This is a genomic window from Cytobacillus sp. FSL R5-0377, assembly GCF_038004385.1.
Classification (GTDB): Bacteria; Bacillota; Bacilli; order Bacillales; family Cytobacillaceae; genus Cytobacillus.
Genome location: NZ_JBBORA010000001.1, coordinates 1873255 through 1893005 on the forward strand (window position 1 = coordinate 1873255; position 19751 = coordinate 1893005).

Here is a 19751-nt window from a genome sequence, read left to right on the forward strand (position 1 = left end):
ATCCTATGATACTATTATTGATTAAACACCAAGGAGGAATGAATGTGCACTGGAGAAAATACTTTATTCTATTAATTCCAGCTCTTGTGATTTTTATAGCTTCAGCCTTTATCATTCCATATAATAAATTTTATTTAATATATATAATTCCCTTCACTTTTTGGGTGATTTACTACTCTTGGCTTTATATAGAGAAAAGGAAAAAAAGGCAGTAGCTTATGTTTATTAACATATTTACCTTTTTGCACTCTTATGAAAAAGCAAAACGCCTGCACAGACAGCAGATTTCATAATAGTAACTCCATCCCGGAAGACTTATCTATAAACCCTATTTTCTTATAAAGCGGGTAGCCAGCCTTAGAAAAATGCAGCCATATCCGCCTTACACCTAAACCTTTACATTCTAGAATACATTTTTACACAAGAGAACGAGCAGCACATGCCCTCTATATTTTGTTTTAGTATACATATTCATTATATATGCTTACAATCCGCTAATATTTTCCCCATGCGGCGGTCACTCAAAAAATACTCATCCTCTTATGGCAGCAACCGGACCGTTAAATCCGTTTTTCACTCATCCAACTTTATCCGATATATCCATAACCTTCATATTGAAGCTCCAAATGTTATTGTCATTGCTGTGAGCACTTAGTATTTGTATAGAGGTTGTATTGTTGTGTACACTGGGATTCTGAATATATTTAAACGATTATTCACAAAATCTATATGAAGACGAGAAGATAGGACTGAAAAGCATGTGGAAAATTTATAAGAATGATATTAGAAGTATTTTTACTAATTGGGTTGCGGCAGTATTAATTGGAGGCTTGACGCTGCTGCCTTCTTTATATGCCTGGTTTAACATTGTGGCTTCCTGGGATCCCTATAGTCAAACGGATCAGCTTCCAGTGGGAATCGTGAATGAAGATGCCGGAGCAGTGGTTCGTGATAAGAACATCCATATAGGGGATGATATCATCAAGGAATTAAAGAAGAACGATGATATGGACTGGCACTTTGATGACCGCAAAGACGCGATGGAAAAGGTAGAATACGGTGACTATTTTGCTGTCATCGTAATCCCGGAGAATTTCTCTCAGAAGCTGGGGACCGTCATGGAAGACAAGCCCGAAAAAGCGAAAATTGAGTATTATGTGAATGAAAAAATCAATGCCATTGCACCTAAAATCACAGAAAAGGGTGCTGGCGGGATTGTCGATACGGTTACAAGCAATTTCATCTCATCTGTAAACGGCACTATTTTTGAGAGATTCAATGAATTGGGTCTGGAAATTGAAAAGGACCTTCCGGATATAAAGCGGTTCGAAGAGTATGTTTTTCAAATAGAGGAAAAGCTTCCTGAAATTCATTCTTTATTAAGCAGCTCCCTATCAGACGCTGAAAACGCCAAAATAATGATTGATAAAGCACAAGCACTCGTTCCTGAAGCCAAAAGTGCAACAGGCAACGGTCTGCGGACCATTAATGAAACGATGACATTCCTAAATGAGGCAGAGAATCGCCTGAATACAATGGAACCCAAGATTCAGGAGAACCTGGAGAGTGTCCAGAATATGGCGATAAAAATAAACGATTTTGTCTCTTCGGTGCAATCCTCTGACTTGAACCTGGACCAGGGAAAGGAAATAAGCAATCAAATCAATGAGCAGATAGCGGGTTCTCTTCAGAACCTAGAAACTATTGAAGCAGCACTAAAGCAGCTGCAGGAAACAAATAAGGAACAAGAATCAAACCAAAATCAGGAGCAAATTAACAGGGCTCTGGAACAAGTCGCCTTGTTAAAACAGGAACTGCAGACGATCCAGGAAAACGGGCAAAAGGTCACTGTCTTTCTTTCAGACAAACAGCAGGAAGCAGATGAGTTCATCACCCGGCTTCAGGAACGTTCAGCTGCAACTGAAGACAGGATCGACACATTTGTGAAAGAATATAACGAAAGCATTCGGCCAGCCATCAAAAAAGAAGTGGCCAGCGCCAAGGACACATTAAACAACGCCCGGAATATCCTGACCGATATTCAATCCGCCATACCTGAGATTGAAAAAATCCTTGCTAATACGGAGGGGAACTTAGGTGAAGGAGAAAAAACGCTGAAGCACCTATTAGGAGAGTTTCCTTATGTAAACGAAAAGGTTAATCAATTAGCAGACAGGATTAGGGAAATCCAGGGTGAGACAGACATCAACGAGATCATTGAGCTGCTGCAAAATGATCCCGAAGCAGAGAAAGGTTTCTTCGAAGAACCTGTTCAGCTCAATAAAAACAGCCTATTTCCAATCCAAAATTATGGAACAGGTATGACTCCTTTCTATACCGTACTTTCGATCTGGGTAGGTGCTTTACTATTAATTTCTTTATTGGCTACAGATGTTCATCAATCTGAAGAATTTACAGAAAGACAAATCTATTTTGGCAAACTGCTCACCTTCCTTAGCATTGGGTTTGCACAGACCCTAATAGTGACTCTGGGTGATATCTTCTTGCTGGGAGTGGATGTGGCAGAACCAGTATGGTTTGTCTTGTTTGGACTGGTAAGCAGTTTAGTGTTTATATTAATTGTTTATACCTTAGTATCTGTATTTGGAGATGTAGGAAAAGCTATGGCGATTGTCTTGCTGGTACTGCAGATTGCGGGTGCTGGCGGAACCTATCCGATTGCCCTGCTTCCTGAGTTTTTCCAAACCATTCATCCGTTCCTGCCATTCTCTTATGTAATTGACATTATGAGAGAAGCTGTAGGCGGCATAGTTTGGGAAAAAGTATACAGAGACCTCTTGGTTCTCATGATTTTTGGCATCATTGCGCTATTAGTTGGCACTTTCCTGAAGGAGCCATTGAGCAGAAAAACGAAAGCACTGATGAAGAAATCGAAGGAATCAGGGTTGTTTCATTAGGTTCAAATGTATGCAAACAGAGATTACCATACCACTGAAGCTCTGAAAATTACACCTTGAATTATTTCATGATCGGAGAGTCCTTCCGCAGCTAAACTTCGGCCACACTCATCACTAGGAGGAGTGTGGTCTTTTTAATTGGTGTTTTACCGGTATTGTCCGCTGATTTTCGCTCCATGCTGTTCAGCAGTCCATGAGCTTTCTCGAAGCTGCAGGTCTTAAAAGCCAAACCCTGCAGTTTTTAATGGAGAAAGGAACGGCTGATATCTTCCAATGAATCCCTCTCCCGTATCTTTGCATCCATGTGTATGTTACAATGAAATAAGTAACACAACTTAGGGTCACCATGACTTTTCTTAGTCACCCCTTCGAAAGGGGATTAAAAAGTGGAGAAAATAAGCGTATTTCTTGATGATTATAGGAAAGCGCCGGATGGTCATGTATTAGTTGAGACCATTGATGAATGTATCCTTTTGCTTCAGACCTATGACATTGACCACTTGTCTTTAGACCATGATTTAGTAAGCAAATCAAGAAATGGTCTTATGCTTGTTCAAATGATGGTTCAAAAACAGTTATTCGCAGATCGCATAACTGTTCATTCAGCCAATTCAGTCGCCGGGAAAGACATGTACCACTATCTAAAACAGGCACAGCACGATTTTGAAATGCCCTCTGATATTAAAGTCATCTTACGTCCACTGCCTCTAAATTACATTCCGCCAAGGTATCTGCAAAACTATTAATGATTAGTAGCCATCAACCATTCTCCTTCGTCAAAGGAATTTTATAAATCACTTATATATAGGAAGCAGATCTAATCGACTGCTTCCTTTTTCGTGTCTTCAAACAGAAAAATCCGCTCCTCATACAAGGAGCGGATTGAACAGCTTTACGGTTTTTCGTTCAAGTATGCCCATGCATATTGTGCATATAGCTCTGCACCAGTTGATAAGGCGTCTTCATCAATATTGAATTTACCGTGGTGGTGTGCCCACTCTGTATCTTTCTCCGGATTGCCGCTGCCGACGAGGGCGAAGCTGCCAGGTGCTTTCTCCAGGTAAAAACTGAAATCTTCTGCCCCCATTGTGGGCTTTTCATTAAATAAAACATCTTCCCCGAAAGCTTCAGAGGCAACCTTTTGGACCAGCTGCGCACTGGATTTATCATTGATTACTGCCAGCGAACCCTGAGTATATTCTACCTCTGCTTTAGCACCATAGATAGCTGCCGTGTTTTCAGCATAATGCTGCAGCTGTTTTTCAATATAATCTCTTGTTTCAGGATCAAAGCAGCGCACTGTTCCCTCAATGACTGCATTTTCAGCGATGATATTGAATCTTGTACCCACTGTCATTTTCCCAATGGTGACTACGGCAGGCTGCTGGGCATCAATGGTTCTCGACACCACACTCTGCACATTCATAACAAAGGAAGAGGCGACAATAGCGGCATCAATGCAATCATGCGGCATTGCCCCATGCCCGCCTTTCCCTTTGAATGTCACTTTGAATATATCGGCTGATGCGAAGGATGGCCCGGGTGTACAGGACACTTTATGTGTCGGCATTTGCGACCAGATATGAATACCAAAGACATTGTCCACATCTTCCATTGCACCCTGTTCCACCATCATCCTCGCCCCTTCCGCCACTTCTTCGGCTGGCTGGAACAGAAGACGGACACTCCCCGGCAGATCTTCTTTAATTTCATTTAATGCCTTGGCGGCAATCAGCAGCATGGCAGTATGAGCATCATGTCCGCATGCATGCATTTTGCCGTTTTCTGTGGATGCATAAGGAAGATCTATATTTAATTCTTCCACCTGCAGCGCATCCATGTCTCCCCTTAAAGCTACCGTCTTTCCAGGCTTCCCTCCTGTAATTTCAGCAATGACACCCGTTGGTTCCGTTCTTCTATAATCGATGCCCAGTCCATCCAGGTACTCACAGATAAATTGAGTGGTTTCAAATTCCTCCCATGATACTTCCGGTTTACGATGCAATGTTCTGCGCAGTTCTGTTAATTCATCGCTATATGCCGCAATCAATTCTTTTAATCTGTTATGAATCATGACTTATTCCGCCTCCGTTAACTCTGCTGCTGCCTCAAAAAGAATCTGAACTGCTTCTGCAATATGCCGGGAATCTGACCATTCCTCCGGACAATGACTAAGTCCGTTTTTACTCGGAATGAATAGCATTCCGGTACTTGTGTAGTCAGCGAAAACCATGGCATCGTGTCCTGCACCGCTATTCATAGGATATGAAGGGTATCCCAGTTTACTGCTTTTCTCTTTTAAAAGACTGACAATCTCTTTATTCATCTCTTTTGGCTGAATATATAAAGGCTGTTCAATGGTTATTTCGACACCGCTATCATGATAGGACTCGGCTAATTCCTTCACTCTCCGAATGACATTCTGGACATGCTCCTCCTTGCCGGAGCGTATATCTACAGAAAAAACTGTCTGATCGGGAATCACATTGGCTCCGTTTGGATATACCTGCAATCGTCCCGTTGTCACAACCGTCCCATCTCCTTCAGCTGCTGCAAGCCCAGGAAAATGGGCAATCATCCCGGCTGCCGCAACCAGCGCGTCTGATCTTCTATCCATTGGTGTGGTCCCTGCGTGGCCGGCTTGTCCTTTTACAGTTACCTCCAATTGCGTCAATCCGACAATTGCTTCGACGATCCCAATTGGAATATTCTTTTCTTCTAAAATAGGACCCTGTTCAATATGCAATTCCAGATAAGCCTTGACTGACTTCTGGTCTCTTGCTTTCGGGAGAGAAGGATCTAGGCCAATTTTCTCCATAGCTTCAACGGTCGTAATGCCATCTTTATCCTTCAATGTTTTGAAGTCTTCCTCGGTCAGCAAACCAGCCATCCCACGTGACCCCATTAGACCGCCGCCGAATCTGGAGCCTTCCTCCTCGATAAGAGCGACAACCTCTAAAGGATATTTTGGCGCTAATCCATTTTCAGCAAAAAGCTTAGCCACTTCAAGCCCCGCCACTACTCCTGCTGGCCCATCATAGGCCCCTCCATTCGGCACTGAATCAAAGTGAGATCCGACCAGAACACTCGGTGCATCTTTCAAGGATCCTTCAAGCTTTCCAAAAATATTGCCCAATCCATCTTCACGGACACTCAAGCCTGCTTCCTTCATTTTCTCCTTAATATACTGCCGTGCAAGCAGATCCTCCTGGCTATATGTTAATCTGGTTGTTCCTCTGCCTGGTGTCGCTGTATATGTGCTTAAGGTGTCAATATGGTTTTCGATTCTCGTCTGAACTTTTTCCAGATTCACATTTTTCCCTGTTTGAACTTTGCTCATTTCGATTCAATCCCTTTCTTATAATAATCCGACAAATATTCCAGCCAAGACTACCGACACAATGGTAACGGTGATGAATCCCCCGACAAGCATAGGCGGAAGCATATTACTGGTCAGCATTTCCCTCTCTTTTTCATCTTCTGTCAATGATTTTATGACTTCATTTGTAATAATGTAATCAGCCGGGAAACCATATAGTGCTGTCAGGGAAACAGCGAAAGCCATTTCCTTGCTCACTTTTAAAATTTTCCCTGCGATAAATGAGAAGATATACATTCCGATTACGCCTAGAATAATCGTACCGGCAAGCGGATAAATAATTTCAAGCATCATCCCTGGGGTAGCCTGCTTTAAGCCGTCAAAAATAAAGAGCATGAGGGCCATGATCGCAAAACCAAAGCCATTTGCTTTTTGGAGCACCTGCTTTTCAAGAAAGCCAAGGCTTGCAGCAATAACCCCGAATAATAGACAAAGGACAAATGGACTGACATTGGCAACAGGTGCAAGCAGTGTTGAAGTCAGGTAAGCAAGATAGGATACAATAGCCAATCTTAAAAATTTGAAGAAGTCTGTATTATATTTCTCCGGTACTTTTTCTATGAGCTTCAGTCCAGGCCTAACAGTCTCCGCTGCTGCAGCCGTCTCTTCAGCGGCCTTGTTCTGCGCCTTAAAAACAAGCTGTCCGCTTCGGTACTGCTTCAAAAGCCGTTTTCCTTCTTTTTTCAGGACGATGGATGTAAGCGGGTATCCCGCAAATCCCTGCATCACATATATCACAATCGCAAAGACAGATAATGAAGCAAGACCCGCTTCTTTCGCACCTTCAGACATGATCAAGGCAGAAACTACACCGCCGACTAAAGGAGGAACAGCTACAACCATAGTTTGATATCCAAAAATAAATGTTCCAATTCCAAATAAAATGGCAATAATCCCTATAATTCCTGACAAAGCAATTACAATCGTCTTCCACTGATTTTTCAATTCCTTAATGGAAAGCAATGTGCCCATATTGGTTATCAATAAGTACATCATCATTGTGGCAACAACCGGCGGAACCCCTGCCAATGCCACGATATCCTGTGGAAAGAATGTCCAATATCCTGCAAGGAACAGAACGGCACAGACAAATATGGATGGCACCCATGCCTTGGTCCGGACTGCAACCAAATCTCCTATGAATAAAATAAACAAAAGAATGACTAACGCTAACATCTGTGACATAAATCCTTCCCCCTCTTAGTTGAATACCTATTCATTCGTGTTGCGAAAATATATATTGTTAGAATAATAATACAATTATACTATTCAGTCAATTTAAATTATTTTTAATTTTTTTGTAACCGTTATCAATCTGTCTTCTGTATGACAATATCTCTTGAATCAATTTAGCAAAATAATATTATTATTTTAAATGTCTATTAAAACTGAAAAAAACCCGCCATTAATGACGAGTCTACTCCATTTTTGATATAGATTAAGCCTAGTTTCTGGGATCTACATAATCCGGATAATCGGTAATAATGGCGTCAACCTTCATTTCGAATAGGAAATCAGCGGCTTCCTGGCTGCGCACAGTCCATGATCCAATTTGCATGTCAAGAGAGTGAACCTGATTCACTAATTCTTCGGTAACAATTCCATAGCTTGGATTAAACCAATCTGCATAAGCTGAAAAATCCTTTAAAGCTTCCGCGGTAGTATCTGCAGGGTTAGACGTCAGTACCCCAATCGGAATTTTAGGCAAAAGCTGATTCATTGTTTTCATAGATTCAAAGTTAAAAGACTGGATAATGATTTTTTCATTTTGCGGTTTACCAAGATTTCGTTCTTTTAACGCATCAGCAACCTGTTTTTCAATGCCGGGATAAAGCTCTGGGGCCTTCAATTCTATTAAGATTCCAACCTTTCCGCGGTAACGATCCAGAACCTCTTCAAATGTCGGGATTTGTTCCCCCGTAAATTGTTCCCCTTTCCAGCTGCCGGCATCAAGACTTCTTAAATAATCAAACGGCAAGTCCCCCACTTTTCCGGTGCCATCTGTTGTTCGATCCACAGTTGTATCGTGGATGACCACTAATTCTCCATCTTGGCTCCTTTGAACATCAATTTCGATAAAATCGGCTTTCATGTCAACGGCAAGATCAAATGCGGCGATTGTATTTTCCGGCGCATACCCTGTCGCACCGCGGTGAGCGATATTATCCACTTGTTTCCTTTCCCCAGTTCCCGGTTCTGCTGCCAGCGTCTGAGTGATTGGGCTGAACAGCAGCGACAAAGCCACACCTGTACCAATTAATAACTTTTTGCTCACGCACTCCATCTCCTATCTAAAATATGTATTCAACCATATTCTAGATAAGGATTGTTGAAGAGGTATGTGATTATTTTTATGGCTAAATTAAGATCATGTTAACAAAAACCAGCCATTTTCCTTATGATTTTTTACAAAACAAATGAATATTTCTCCCCTTTCATATGTTTTAATCCAAAGCCTTTATGGTCATCTCCGCTGCCTCTGCAATCAGAGCGTTATCAAATTCAGCATCCTTTGTCTTCCTGCTAGAAAGGATTGTCATGATAATCGGTTCTCTGTCCGGAGGCCAGATAATCGCAATGTCATTACGTGTGCCATATCCTGCTGCACCGCTCTTATCAGCCACCTCCCAGCCGCTTGGCACACCGGCACGGATTAATGGATCCCCAGTAGCGTTCCCCCGCATCCAATCGGTTAAGATGTTCCTCTTTTCCTCAGTTAGAAAATCGCCAATTAAAACTTTCTGAAGGCTTGCTGCAAGTGCTTTTGATGTACTAGTATCCTGGATGTCCCCCGGCTTTGCCTCATTCAAATCTGTCTCGAAACGCTCAGGCCTTGTGACAGTATCCCCCATTTCCTTTAAGGCTGCTTTGAATCCTTCAGGGCCACCTAATTCCTCTAATATTATGTTGCCTGCGGTATTGTCGCTGTACCGGATTGCAGCTTCACAAAGTTCTCTTAAAGTCATGCCAGTATCTACATGCTTTTCTGTAACCGGAGAATATGTAACCAGGTCATCACTTGTGTATGTAATGATTTCATCCATTTCCTCCAGTGACTTTCTCTCCAGCAATATGGCTGCTGCCAGCGGCTTGAATGTAGATGCGTAAGCAAATCTTTCGTTAGATCTGTAAGCAATTTTCTTTTTTGTTCCTGTGTCATATGCATAAACGCCAAGCCGTGCGTCAAACTTCTTCTCCAGCTGTTTGAACTTTTGGTTTGTATTTATAGAAGTTTCTTTAGAGTTTTCTGCCGCACTGGCATCTGATTGAGAATTGCCATTTGCACAGCCAGTCAGGGCAAGAAGCAAAAGCAGAACCAAACAGACTAGCCGGGCTCCTATTAACCTATTCTTACTATCGTATTTCCTCATTTTTATAACCTCTTTCCTCAAAAAAATTTTCTCCAGCCATTTTTTAAACAGCATTAAGGACTACAAGTGTAATCTAATACTACATATGTAATCCTCGATTGTCAAACCCTATTATAATCAGAGATTCTTTGATCTCCCTAATTTGTTAAATTAAAAATAGGATGCTAGAATGGTTGGGATTCATTTTATCTATGGAATTGAAACTGGATGTCAAAAATTGCGAGGAAGGTATGAGAATGATCACAAGCTCACAGTCTTTAGCTGTTTTTTTGGAATGTCTGCTGGTGTCTTCCTTTACAATCGGAGTCGTTTTTCTTTTTAAAAATATTTTCAGGAAGCATTTAACAGCACAAACCCACTATAATCTTTGGTTTCTATTATTGCTTGCTCTGCCGCTGCCTTTTATCCCATTACATTTCATGTCATTTGCGGATTCATTATCTTTTTGGAATAACAATAGCAGCCTTCATTCCCAAACTGCTCCTGCTGCTGATACTTCTTTAAGGCAAAATAATTGGATGGAGGACCTGACCGTTTCGGTAGAACGCTATGATTTAGCCTTCTTAAGTAATGCTGTCTTCTACACTTGGATTTCCGGAGTGGCTATTCTGACTGTATTTATGCTGATCGCAATGCTTAAAATCAATAAAGTAAAGAAACACACCAATTGTCTTAGAAATAAAGAGATTTTATCCTTATTCGAACACTGCAAACACAAACTGAAGATTTCAAAATGCATTATTGTCGGAGAATCATCTCTCGTTAAAACCCCCATGACGTTTGGACTTTTTAAGACATATGTGGTTCTCCCCCGTCATTTTGACCAGTGGCTTTCTGAAAAGGAGATAGAATATATTTTTTTACATGAACTGAACCACTATAAAAATAAAGATTTTGCAGTCAACTATTTAATGGTGATTCTGCAAATTATATATTGGTTTAGTCCCCTAGTTTGGCTTGCTTTAAGGAGGATGAGGCTGGATCGCGAAATTGCCTGTGATGCAGCGGTTTTAAATACCCTGGATGAGCCTGATTATACTGAGTATGGAAACAGCATTATTCATTTTGCCCATAAAACCTCAAGGGCAGTGACAGTCGATTTGGCAAACCATTTAAACGGGTCAAAGAAACAAATCAAAACGAGAATCGAAAAAATTGCCTGTTTTAAACCGGAATCAAAACGGCTGAGATGGAAAAGTGCGGCTGTACTCATTTTGGCAGGGATATTTATTGCTGGCCAAGCTCCATTTATCTCTGCTATGGGTCGTGATAATAGCAGCTATAACTTGAAGGATGAAAACATTAGTTATGAGGATTTAGGCAATTATTTTGAAGGATATGATGGAAGCTTTGTATTGTATGATAAAGAAGCAGATCAATATCTTATTCATAATAAAAATCAAAGCACATTAAGGGTTTCACCAAATTCCACTTATAAGATTTATAGTGCACTGCTTGGTTTAGAGTCAGGCACCATTACGGTTGAAAATTCATCGGCAAAATGGAACGGATTTACGTATCCGATTGAGTCCTGGAATGCGGATCAGGATTTAACTTCTGCCATGAGAAATTCCGTAACATGGTACTTTCAGATGTTAGACAAGCAGATGCAGCCGGGTACGATTCAAACTTTTATAGACCAAATCAATTACGGGAATCGTGATTTATCTGGTGGAATAGAGGAATATTGGCTGGAATCCTCCCTTAAAATTTCTCCTGTGGAGCAAGTTCAGCTGCTTAAAAACTTTTATGCAAATCAATTTGGATTTAAAGAAAACAATATCCAAGCAGTGAAAGATTCCATTAAACTAGAAAGAAAAGAGGGTGCCCTCCTTTCAGGAAAAACAGGTACAGGCACTGTAAATGGAAAAAACATTAATGGATGGTTCATCGGATATGTTGAGTCAGAGCATAACACATACTTTTTTGCAACGAATATCCAGAATGATAATAACTCTAGTGGAAGTAAAGCAGCTGAAATCACATTATCTATATTGAAGCAGAAAGGCATTTATTAATTCGTTTATCTCATTAATTAAGGAGGGTGGTCATATGACTGAAAGGATTCCCAGCATTTCAGAATCCGAGTGGGAAGTCATGACGGTTCTTTGGCATGGTGCACCTAAAACAGCTAATGAAGTCATTCAATCCTTGCAAGAGCGTACAGACTGGAAGCCCAAAACAATCCGGACTCTTCTGGACAGGCTTGTCCATAAAAATGTAGTTGGCGTAAATAAAAATCAGAGAATCTATACCTTTTTCCCGCTCTATTCACAGGATCAATGCCAGCGGGCAGAAGCTCAATCCTTTATTAAGCGAATCTATGGAGGAACAGTCAAATCCATGCTGGTCCAATTCATCCAGGAAGACTCCCTGACTGAGGAGGAAATTAACGAACTCCGGACAATTTTGGCAAAAAAACAAAAGAAGGATCATTAACTTACAGCGAAACCCTCTGCAATTGTGAGGGTTTTTTGCGTTCACTTCTTTGCCGAGCCTCCAAAAGTTGCGACTAGTGCGGTGAAAGCACTAATTTCAACAGCAGAAGTCCAGTTAAATGTCCTTTAATATTTTCGCATTCTACTTATTCCATTTTGAATCAATGAATAGGTGCGCGGGCATATTTTCCTCTAGTACATACAGAATAAGGAAAAAGGAGGAATGAATATGCCTCATGGAAAAGCATTGGCACTTAAATTTATAGGAAGCTTGGTGCTCCTATATATCATACTTGGCATGATATTTAGAATGAGCTTTATTAACGTATTTCTTATAACTGCTTTACTGTGCATCATATCTTATACTCTCGGGGATATGCTGATCCTTCCAAGAACCGGCAACACCTTTGCCGCAGCTGCCGATTCCGGCCTCAGTTTCGTCTTAATATGGTTTCTAAGTTCCATCTTAACGGATGGGGAAAACCTCTTGGCCATGTCCATAATTGCTGCAATAGGTACTGCTTTATTCGAATACTTCTTCCATAAATATTTGGCAAAGGTTATGACTGAAGCATCATCAGAGAATAAGGGTGCACAGCATGTAAGCCTGCGTTATAGCACAGAAGCATCTGAAGAGATTACTCCTCTTAATCCGGAAGAAGGGAGGGAAAATTAACAGTAACACAATAGAAATAGAAAACACCCCGCTTTGATTAGCAGGGTGTTTTCATTAAGAAAGGCTTGGAGGAATTTGTTCCTGCCGCATAACTGAAGGCGGCGTATTATAAATATACGGAGGTGCCGGCTTTAATTTCGGTTTTTTCGCAAATGGCTGCGGATTCTGAACATACTGGAACGTACCCATTCCATCCATGCTCGGCCCGCTGGCCCAGCGTCCTTTGGCACTTTGATCTCCATCTGAAAAATTGAATAAAACATAGGAGACTTCCTGCTTTTCCAAGTTTTTAGGGAAAGTACTCGGAACCACAATATTTTCTTTCGATTCTAATTCCTGAATCGCTGCAATCCACTGATTTTGGTGCATCGTATCCCTCGCCAGCAGCCAGGAGAGCATATCTCTTACTCCACGGTCATTTGTTTCGTTATAAAGCCTGGCTACCTGAAGACGTCCCTGAGATTCTGCTGTAAGATTCGCCCGGAAATCAGCCAGGAGGTTTCCGCTTGCAGCAATATAATCCGCCTTCCATCGATTGCCGACACTATCCGCCGGCATTGCTCCCAGTCCAGAAACGATTACATGCTGAGGATTCATTCCTCCCAATATGGCCTCCATTACAGGATCCTTAGCAGCCTCATCCTGTGCTCCAACCGGCGCCCCATCGAGCAGTCGTGCTATCATCGTACAAAGCATCTCTATATGTGCCAGTTCTTCCGTCCCTGTGTCCATTAATAAGTCGCGGTACTTTCCATCCCCGCGGGTATTCCATCCTTGAAATAAGTATTGCATGGCAACCGAAATTTCCCCGAATTGTCCTCCAAGTACTTCCTGCAGCTTCTTAGCAAAAATCGGGTCCGGTCTCTCAGGCTTGGCATGATATTGAAGCTCTTTGATGTGATAAAACATAGGAGTCCTCCTTTATCTTTGTCATACCTTTATAAGCCTATGAACGCCCGCTCGTCTAAATGCTAAATTTTGTATCTTTAGCCCTATTTGTCAAGGTGAAAAACAAGAACAGCCAGGAGGATTTGTTAGTCCGTAAGAATCCCTCCAATAAAAAAAAGACCCCTTCGGCAAGGAGCCTTTGACTTGGATATTTTTCCGTCAGCATGAATGACTGCCCTCCATCGTTAAAATGGTTGGCTGCAATGGATCATTTCCAGCTTAAACTCAAACTCAAGTTTTTGTATCATAGCCCGCCACATTCAGGAGGTTTTTCCTTTTCTCCTTCAGCAAAATCGCAGCCTTCTGCAACTGATTCAAGGCCATACTCTGTAGTGCTGATATCCTTAGAACCCTGATCATGTATGGTGCTGCTTAATTCCTTACCCTGCTCTTCTTTATTTTCTCTCATGAGTTTACCTCCGCCCTTTTTATAAGAAGTTTTCTCTTAGAGGATTCAGGTTATTCATGCAGAGGAATTCTTGGGATGTGTATTGCAGAGTTATACTGTAACTTCGCAGCACAGCTCTCCCTCCTTACGCTGAGCATAAAAAAGCCTAACACTTGGAATCGATCTACAGCTCAATCTGCTTAATGACTTTTGCCGGGTTTCCGCCCACTACCGTATTAGCCGGGACGTCTTTGTTAACGACCGCACCTGACGCGATCACTGCATTGTCCCCAATTGTTACACCTGGATTAATGACAGCACTTCCCCCAATCCATACATTGTTTCCAATCGTAATCGGTTTTGCATATTCCCTGCCTGAATTGCGTTCAGCAGGGTGAAGCGGATGAGTTGCCGTATAGATATGTACGCCGGGTGCAAGCATGCAATTATCTCCAAAACGCACTTCACAAACATCCAGGATGGTACAGTCAAAATTCGCAAAAAAGTTTTCTCCTACATGGGTATTATAGCCGTAATCAAATCGGATATTGGGCTCCATATATACATTTTCCCCGGTAGACCCAAGCAGCTCCTTTAATAACTTTGTCCGCTTTTCTCCTTCTGTCTCCAGAGTCTGATTGTACATTCTGACCTTTCGTCTTGCTTCCCCGCGTTCCTTTAATAATACCGGATCGGCAGGATCATACATTTCTCCGGCCAGCATTTTTTCTTTTTCTGTTTTCATTTAATGACCTGCTTTCCAGAAAATATTCAGATAAAGAACTGAAAAAAGGACAGTATTCCTGTCCCCTGTTACCTTAGCGCGACGCTTTAGGCGGCTGGCAAACGTCACATTTGCGCTGGTGATTATTTTTGAATTTCGTAAATGTTTTTTCAAACTGGCTTCCGCATGCACATTGAAAAAGCAGCTTTTGAGAAAAACCATGATATTCCGTCGATAGCAGTTTACTATCCGAGTTCTTCTCAACGAACTCGTTAATTTTGCTGATGGTCCATCGTTTATTCATTACATGACCCTCCATATTTATACTCAGAGCGGAGGCTTTCTCGGCATCCGTTTCACTATGAGTGCTTATTTATAATTCTTAAGTTCCTCATTATAACACAAAGGGGCAAGTTCATTATCATGTCCAATAAGTTAGCATCTTACATATTTCCGTTTAAAGCCAATCTTTCCTCTGTCTACTTCCTTCTGGATATTATCTGAGGCCTTCAGGATGGCACTTTTTTTCTTACCCCTTTTCATTTCGACCGGCCCAATGGTTTTTGCAATTTCAACTGCCTTTTCATGGAGCGGCACAAATGAAACACCCACAGTATATACGAAATTATTCATTGCGGATTTGGTTCGCTCGGGAGAATCGTGAATAGTGTCTTTCACTTTATCAAGCATTTTAGCCAGCTTCTCTTCTGAAAATTCAGCGTCCGGACGATTTCCCAAAAGCCAGCAGTAGCAGCTCCAGCCACCAGACATCCGCAGTTCTTCCCCGCTTTCGATCCATTTATCTGCAACTTCCTGTGCAATATCACTTTCAGCTAATGTAACAGCAACCACATAATCGGACAGCATATAAAAATAGGCTTTATCCATCCAGCGGTCAAAATCCGCTTCCGTCATAGCTTCAGGATCTGCAATGACACCTGCAAAGTACATGGCATCGTAGTTTCCTGTAGCGTATAGCTCCTCTGCCAAAGGCTGATTCCTTTTTATTTTTTTAGCAATTGGCTTCATTGCACCTGTTGCCACTCCAAAAAGCGGCTCATGCGCGCCATTTGATATGTACATTTTCTTGGTCCGTTCCTTGCCAAGAGCTTCGAGCTCCTGCATAACCGTCTGCAAATCCACTTTAAGCACTTCCTTCCATTATTAATGTTAAGTTCTCTTGTGCGCCTCAAGAACCCAAGTATTCTGTTTTCAGTTCAATCTCTTTTACTTCCTTATCGCAATAGACCTTATAGGCCCTTGCGCCGGGTCTAGAGCTTACGATTCGGCTGACCTCCTCCTCAATAAAGTGGATAGCCACTCCATCATCCGCTGCAATTCCAGGCTTTATTTTATCAGAAGCCAAAAGCTCATGGTAGGCAGGCCTTCTTTCCGCTTCGCCATCGTAATGAGGACAATTGCTTCCTTTTAAGAACCCCAGGCATGTTAAAGGCTCCAATTTATCTCCATAAGAATCCGTAACCCCTTCTTCAAACCAGCAAATGGATCCTGCGCTGATGCCGGCTAATACGATCCCTTGATCCCATGCCTTTCTTAGAATCTTATCTAATTCCCATTCTTTCCATAATGCCAATAAATTCTTCGTATTTCCGCCTCCAACATAGATGATATCTTTATCTAAAATAAACCCCTCTATATCCCTTGTTGGCGGCTTAAATAAAGATAAGTGGAACGGCTGGCATTTCTGTTTTTCAAAAAAGTCATAAAACCATTTAATGCAGATATCGGAATCACCTGTTGCAGTAGGCACATAACAGACTTTAGGATTTTCTTTACCTGACTGAGATAAAATATATTCATCCAGCAATGGATTCTCGGGCTCCATGGAGAACCCTCCTCCTCCGAGTGCAATAATTTGCCTCATCTTTCTACTTCCCTTCAAATGACATTACGTATAAATATTCTCCTTCAGTACTGTTGTTCCTTGTTTTTACATAAAAAAATGGAGCTGCCACTTTTGACAGCTCCACTTTACAAAGACCTCTTACTATTCACTTAGCGCAGGCTTTCCTGCTTCAAGAAGCACCTGATCCCGGCCTAAAATAACAGCTAACAGGATAATGAATGCCCCCGTTCCCACAAGAAGCCATTCGATGGCTATGAAGTCTGCGATTGGGCCAAATATCAGCATGCCAATCGGCATCATAGAGGTGGAAATCATCCCCATGACACCAAACACTCTGCCTAAATAATTCTCTTCAATTTTTTCCTGCAGCAATACGGTTACAGGTGTATTGAAAATTGGCATGGCAATCCCGAACAAGGCCATGAACACTAAATAAATCCAGAAAACCGGCACGATGCCAAGCGCCAGGGTGCAGATCCCCATGATGAGACTGGCAAGGGTCATGGATTTAATTTTATTTGGATATCCGCCCCAGGAAGCAATGATTGCCCCTCCTGCCATCATGCCAACTGAAAAGGCAATTTCAATGGCGGTCAAAAGCCACACATCTCCGCCAAAGGTCCGGGTAACCTGCAGCGGCGTCAGGAAGGCAGCAGGTGCCATTAGGACGAAGAAGATCGCAAAGAACAGAAAGAATTTTTTCAGAAACGGGCTGCTATTGACATATTGGAGCCCCTGTTTAAAGTCGCTGAAGTAGCTCGTTGTCTGTTCAGCTGCTGCTTTTTCGTGCACAGCGACTTTAACAAAAGCCATCAGAGTTATTATGGCAATCGCTGCTGTGGCGACATCGATGAAGAAGATGACTTCAAGTGACGCCATTGCGATTAAAGCGGCGCTGACCATCGGTGAAACAAACATAATGACAGCCTGTATGCTCCCATTTACGCCATTCACCTTTGTGAGCTTATCCTTAGGAACGATCTGCGGCAAAATAGCCCCGACTGCAGGAGTCTGAATCCCTGTTCCCAGGGCACGAATCCCAGCCATGACAAACAGCAGCCAGATGGATTCATATCCCATTAAAAAGAGAATGGCAAGTATCAGTGTTGAAAAGGCAATGAGGCCATCCGCTAAAATAATCAGCATTTTCCGGTTGTACCGGTCTGCCCAGACACCCGCAACCGGTGATAAAAAGAAGGTTGGAATGAACCCGCAAATGATATAGAGAGTCATCATCAAACCGGATTCGGTTGTTAAAGTAATATGCCACATAATGGCGTATTGAACGAGCGACGATCCAAAAAGGGAGACCGTCTGGCTGCTTAAAAATAGAATAATATTTTTCAGCCAATTTTCCTGCAGATTTGGATTTACGGTATTCATATAATAACCACTCATTTCTATATTTAATAGGCTCTTTTCCTAGAAATTATGATGTTCCGCTTATAAATGCTGCCCGTTGATTTCCGCTCCAGGTGCTCGCTTTCCGCGGGCCGGGCGCTGAGCCTCCTCGATGCTGCGCATCTGCGGGGTCTCACCTGTCCCGCTACTCCTGCAGGAGTCTCGCACCTTCCACTACAATCAACTCAGTAAATAAAATCCGAATAGCAACAACCTTTACGAAAAAGCCATTTAATAAAAACAAGCTTTGCCTATATTCAGCTGATCAATTCCGTCCAATACATTCTATTTCTAAAGACAGCAAAAAAGAGGGGAAACTCATCCCCTCTTTAAAAGATACCGTTAAATATAGGTTTCCTTAAATAGACAGACCAATCCCTTTGCTCTGAACATAGGCAGAGCCTTCAAACGTATTCAGTTAACGATTGAAAAGCGGGCTTCTTAGTCTCATTGATGCTGTCAAAAGGAAAACCTCCATTTCATTATAATTACATTAATTTTACCAGTAAAGACCGGTTGAAGCAATACCTGGAGAGGTAAAGTCCTTACTTATAAACATCTTCCCGGGAATGGAACCCATCAGCAATAATAGTCCGATCCATATTATCTTTATCTACGGCAATTGGCGGAAGAAGGACGGCAGGGACCTCGATTTTGCCATTGTTGATTTTTTGGTTTGCTTCAACAGACTCTCCCTTTGCCATTCTGACCGCAAGTTCAGCAGCTTCTTTGGTTAGTGTGCCGATAGGTTTGTATACTGTCATCGTCTGCGTGCCTCTGATGATCCGCTGGGCAGCAGCAAGCTCGGCATCCTGTCCGGCTACTGGGATCTTCCCTGCCAGCCCTTGCACAGCGAGCGCCTGGATGGCTCCACCCGCGGTTGCATCGTTAGCTGCAATCACTGCGTCTATTTGACCCTGATTGGCGTTAAGTGCTTCTTCCATGTTCACAAATGCATTAGCCGGCGTCCAATCTCTGGACCACTGATCATATACAACCTGTATATCCCCTCTTTCAATAAAGGGCTGGAGCACATTAAAGACTCCTCGTTTGAATAAATGAGCATTATGGTCGGTGACTGCTCCCCCAATGTATACATACTTTCCTTTAGGTACCAGCCTTGTGATTGCTTCTGCCTGCAGTTCGCCAACTTTTTCATTATCAAAAGATATATATAAGTCAATATCCGCATTTTTTACGAGCCTGTCATATGAGATCACCTTAATGCCCGCTTCGTGTGCCTTTTTGACAATTGAAGCAGTCGCTTCAGCATTATGGGGAACAACAACCAACAGGTCCACCCCTTGTTTAATTAAGGTTTCTGCCTGCGATATTTGAACGGCGTCATCCCCATTAGCCGCCATGATCGCCACTTCGGCTCCAAGCTCTTCAACAGCCTCCTTGAACAGATCTCTGTCCTTCAGCCAGCGCTCTTCCAATAGTGTATCCATTGAAAAGCCAATCTTAATTGACTTTTCCTCCCCGCCGCCATTCATTTGTTCACCAGCAGCAGGAACGGGATTCCCATCACGCACTGTACCTATTTCACAGGCTGACAGGGTGCATGCCAGAAACAGCGCAGTCAAAATGAGTTTCCAGTGGATTCTATACATCTTCCTTGCCCCTTTTTCTTTCATAAAT

Annotated in this window: 18 protein-coding genes; 5 read left to right on the plus strand and 13 right to left on the minus strand. The window is 42.3% G+C overall.

From position 1 onward, the window contains the following. The first annotated feature begins 758 nt into the window (after positions 1-758). Together NSQ49_RS09475 and NSQ49_RS09480 are read left to right on the plus strand one after the other, a co-directional pair. On the plus strand, positions 759-2918 hold the full coding sequence (locus NSQ49_RS09475; RefSeq protein WP_251283537.1) for a YhgE/Pip domain-containing protein: 2160 nt from the start codon (positions 759-761) through the stop codon (positions 2916-2918). A gap of 386 nt (positions 2919-3304) precedes the next feature. Continuing rightward, positions 3305-3664 (plus strand): cyclic-phosphate processing receiver domain-containing protein, encoded by a 360-nt coding sequence (locus tag NSQ49_RS09480; RefSeq protein ID WP_251283538.1) that lies wholly within the window; start codon positions 3305-3307, stop codon positions 3662-3664. A gap of 146 nt (positions 3665-3810) precedes the next feature. On the opposite strand, the gene NSQ49_RS09485 is transcribed toward NSQ49_RS09480, so the two are convergent. The 5 genes from NSQ49_RS09485 to bla all read right to left on the minus strand — a co-directional run bounded on the left by NSQ49_RS09485 (position 3811) and on the right by bla (position 9668). Next, positions 3811-4989, minus strand: a complete 1179-nt coding sequence (locus NSQ49_RS09485) for a M20 family metallopeptidase (protein WP_251283592.1) — start codon at positions 4987-4989, stop codon at positions 3811-3813. A gap of 6 nt (positions 4990-4995) precedes the next feature. Beyond that, positions 4996-6258, minus strand: a complete 1263-nt coding sequence (locus NSQ49_RS09490) for a Zn-dependent hydrolase (RefSeq protein ID WP_159862317.1) — start codon at positions 6256-6258, stop codon at positions 4996-4998. Positions 6259-6276: 18 nt separating this feature from the next. Continuing rightward, the gene (locus NSQ49_RS09495; RefSeq protein WP_159862318.1) at positions 6277-7482 is read right to left on the minus strand and encodes a hypothetical protein; all 1206 of its coding nucleotides are present in this window, start codon (positions 7480-7482) and stop codon (positions 6277-6279) included. 259 nt (positions 7483-7741) lie between these two features. Further along, on the minus strand, positions 7742-8572 hold the full coding sequence (locus tag NSQ49_RS09500) for a glycerophosphodiester phosphodiesterase (protein ID WP_159862319.1): 831 nt from the start codon (positions 8570-8572) through the stop codon (positions 7742-7744). A 169-nt stretch (positions 8573-8741) separates the two neighbouring features. Next, positions 8742-9668, minus strand: coding sequence for a class A beta-lactamase (bla, locus tag NSQ49_RS09505; RefSeq protein WP_251283540.1), 927 nt, complete (start codon positions 9666-9668; stop codon positions 8742-8744). 236 nt (positions 9669-9904) lie between these two features. Between bla and NSQ49_RS09510 the strand changes: the two genes are divergently transcribed. From NSQ49_RS09510 to NSQ49_RS09520, 3 genes are all read left to right on the plus strand, one after another. After that, on the plus strand, positions 9905-11686 hold the full coding sequence (locus tag NSQ49_RS09510) for a BlaR1 family beta-lactam sensor/signal transducer (RefSeq protein WP_251283542.1): 1782 nt from the start codon (positions 9905-9907) through the stop codon (positions 11684-11686). Positions 11687-11720: 34 nt separating this feature from the next. Further along, the gene (gene blaI / locus NSQ49_RS09515; protein ID WP_159862322.1) at positions 11721-12107 is read left to right on the plus strand and encodes a penicillinase repressor BlaI; all 387 of its coding nucleotides are present in this window, start codon (positions 11721-11723) and stop codon (positions 12105-12107) included. Positions 12108-12335: 228 nt separating this feature from the next. After that, on the plus strand, positions 12336-12782 hold the full coding sequence (locus tag NSQ49_RS09520) for a YndM family protein (RefSeq protein WP_251283543.1): 447 nt from the start codon (positions 12336-12338) through the stop codon (positions 12780-12782). 54 nt (positions 12783-12836) lie between these two features. On the opposite strand, the gene NSQ49_RS09525 is transcribed toward NSQ49_RS09520, so the two are convergent. The 8 genes from NSQ49_RS09525 to xylF all read right to left on the minus strand — a co-directional run bounded on the left by NSQ49_RS09525 (position 12837) and on the right by xylF (position 19723). Beyond that, positions 12837-13691: a manganese catalase family protein gene (locus NSQ49_RS09525; protein WP_159862324.1), complete on the minus strand. Its 855-nt coding sequence runs from the start codon at positions 13689-13691 to the stop codon at positions 12837-12839. Between the two features lie 283 nt (positions 13692-13974). Further along, entirely contained in the window at positions 13975-14139 is a 165-nt protein-coding gene (locus NSQ49_RS09530) for a hypothetical protein (RefSeq protein WP_159862325.1), read from the minus strand. Between the two features lie 163 nt (positions 14140-14302). Next, a complete protein-coding gene (locus NSQ49_RS09535; protein ID WP_159862326.1) occupies positions 14303-14863 on the minus strand; it encodes a sugar O-acetyltransferase in 561 nt (186 codons plus the stop codon). A 73-nt stretch (positions 14864-14936) separates the two neighbouring features. Further along, a complete protein-coding gene (locus NSQ49_RS09540; protein ID WP_035325521.1) occupies positions 14937-15146 on the minus strand; it encodes a hypothetical protein in 210 nt (69 codons plus the stop codon). Positions 15147-15277: 131 nt separating this feature from the next. After that, a complete protein-coding gene (locus NSQ49_RS09545) occupies positions 15278-15985 on the minus strand; it encodes a DNA alkylation repair protein (protein WP_251283545.1) in 708 nt (235 codons plus the stop codon). A 46-nt stretch (positions 15986-16031) separates the two neighbouring features. Further along, positions 16032-16727, minus strand: coding sequence for a Type 1 glutamine amidotransferase-like domain-containing protein (locus NSQ49_RS09550; RefSeq protein ID WP_251283547.1), 696 nt, complete (start codon positions 16725-16727; stop codon positions 16032-16034). A gap of 123 nt (positions 16728-16850) precedes the next feature. Beyond that, positions 16851-18092: an MFS transporter gene (locus tag NSQ49_RS09555; RefSeq protein ID WP_159862329.1), complete on the minus strand. Its 1242-nt coding sequence runs from the start codon at positions 18090-18092 to the stop codon at positions 16851-16853. Positions 18093-18655: 563 nt separating this feature from the next. Further along, positions 18656-19723 carry a D-xylose ABC transporter substrate-binding protein gene (gene xylF, locus NSQ49_RS09560; protein WP_251283548.1) on the minus strand — a complete coding sequence of 356 codons (1068 nt, stop codon included), beginning with the start codon at positions 19721-19723 and terminating at the stop codon, positions 18656-18658. Positions 19724-19751 lie beyond the last annotated feature (28 nt).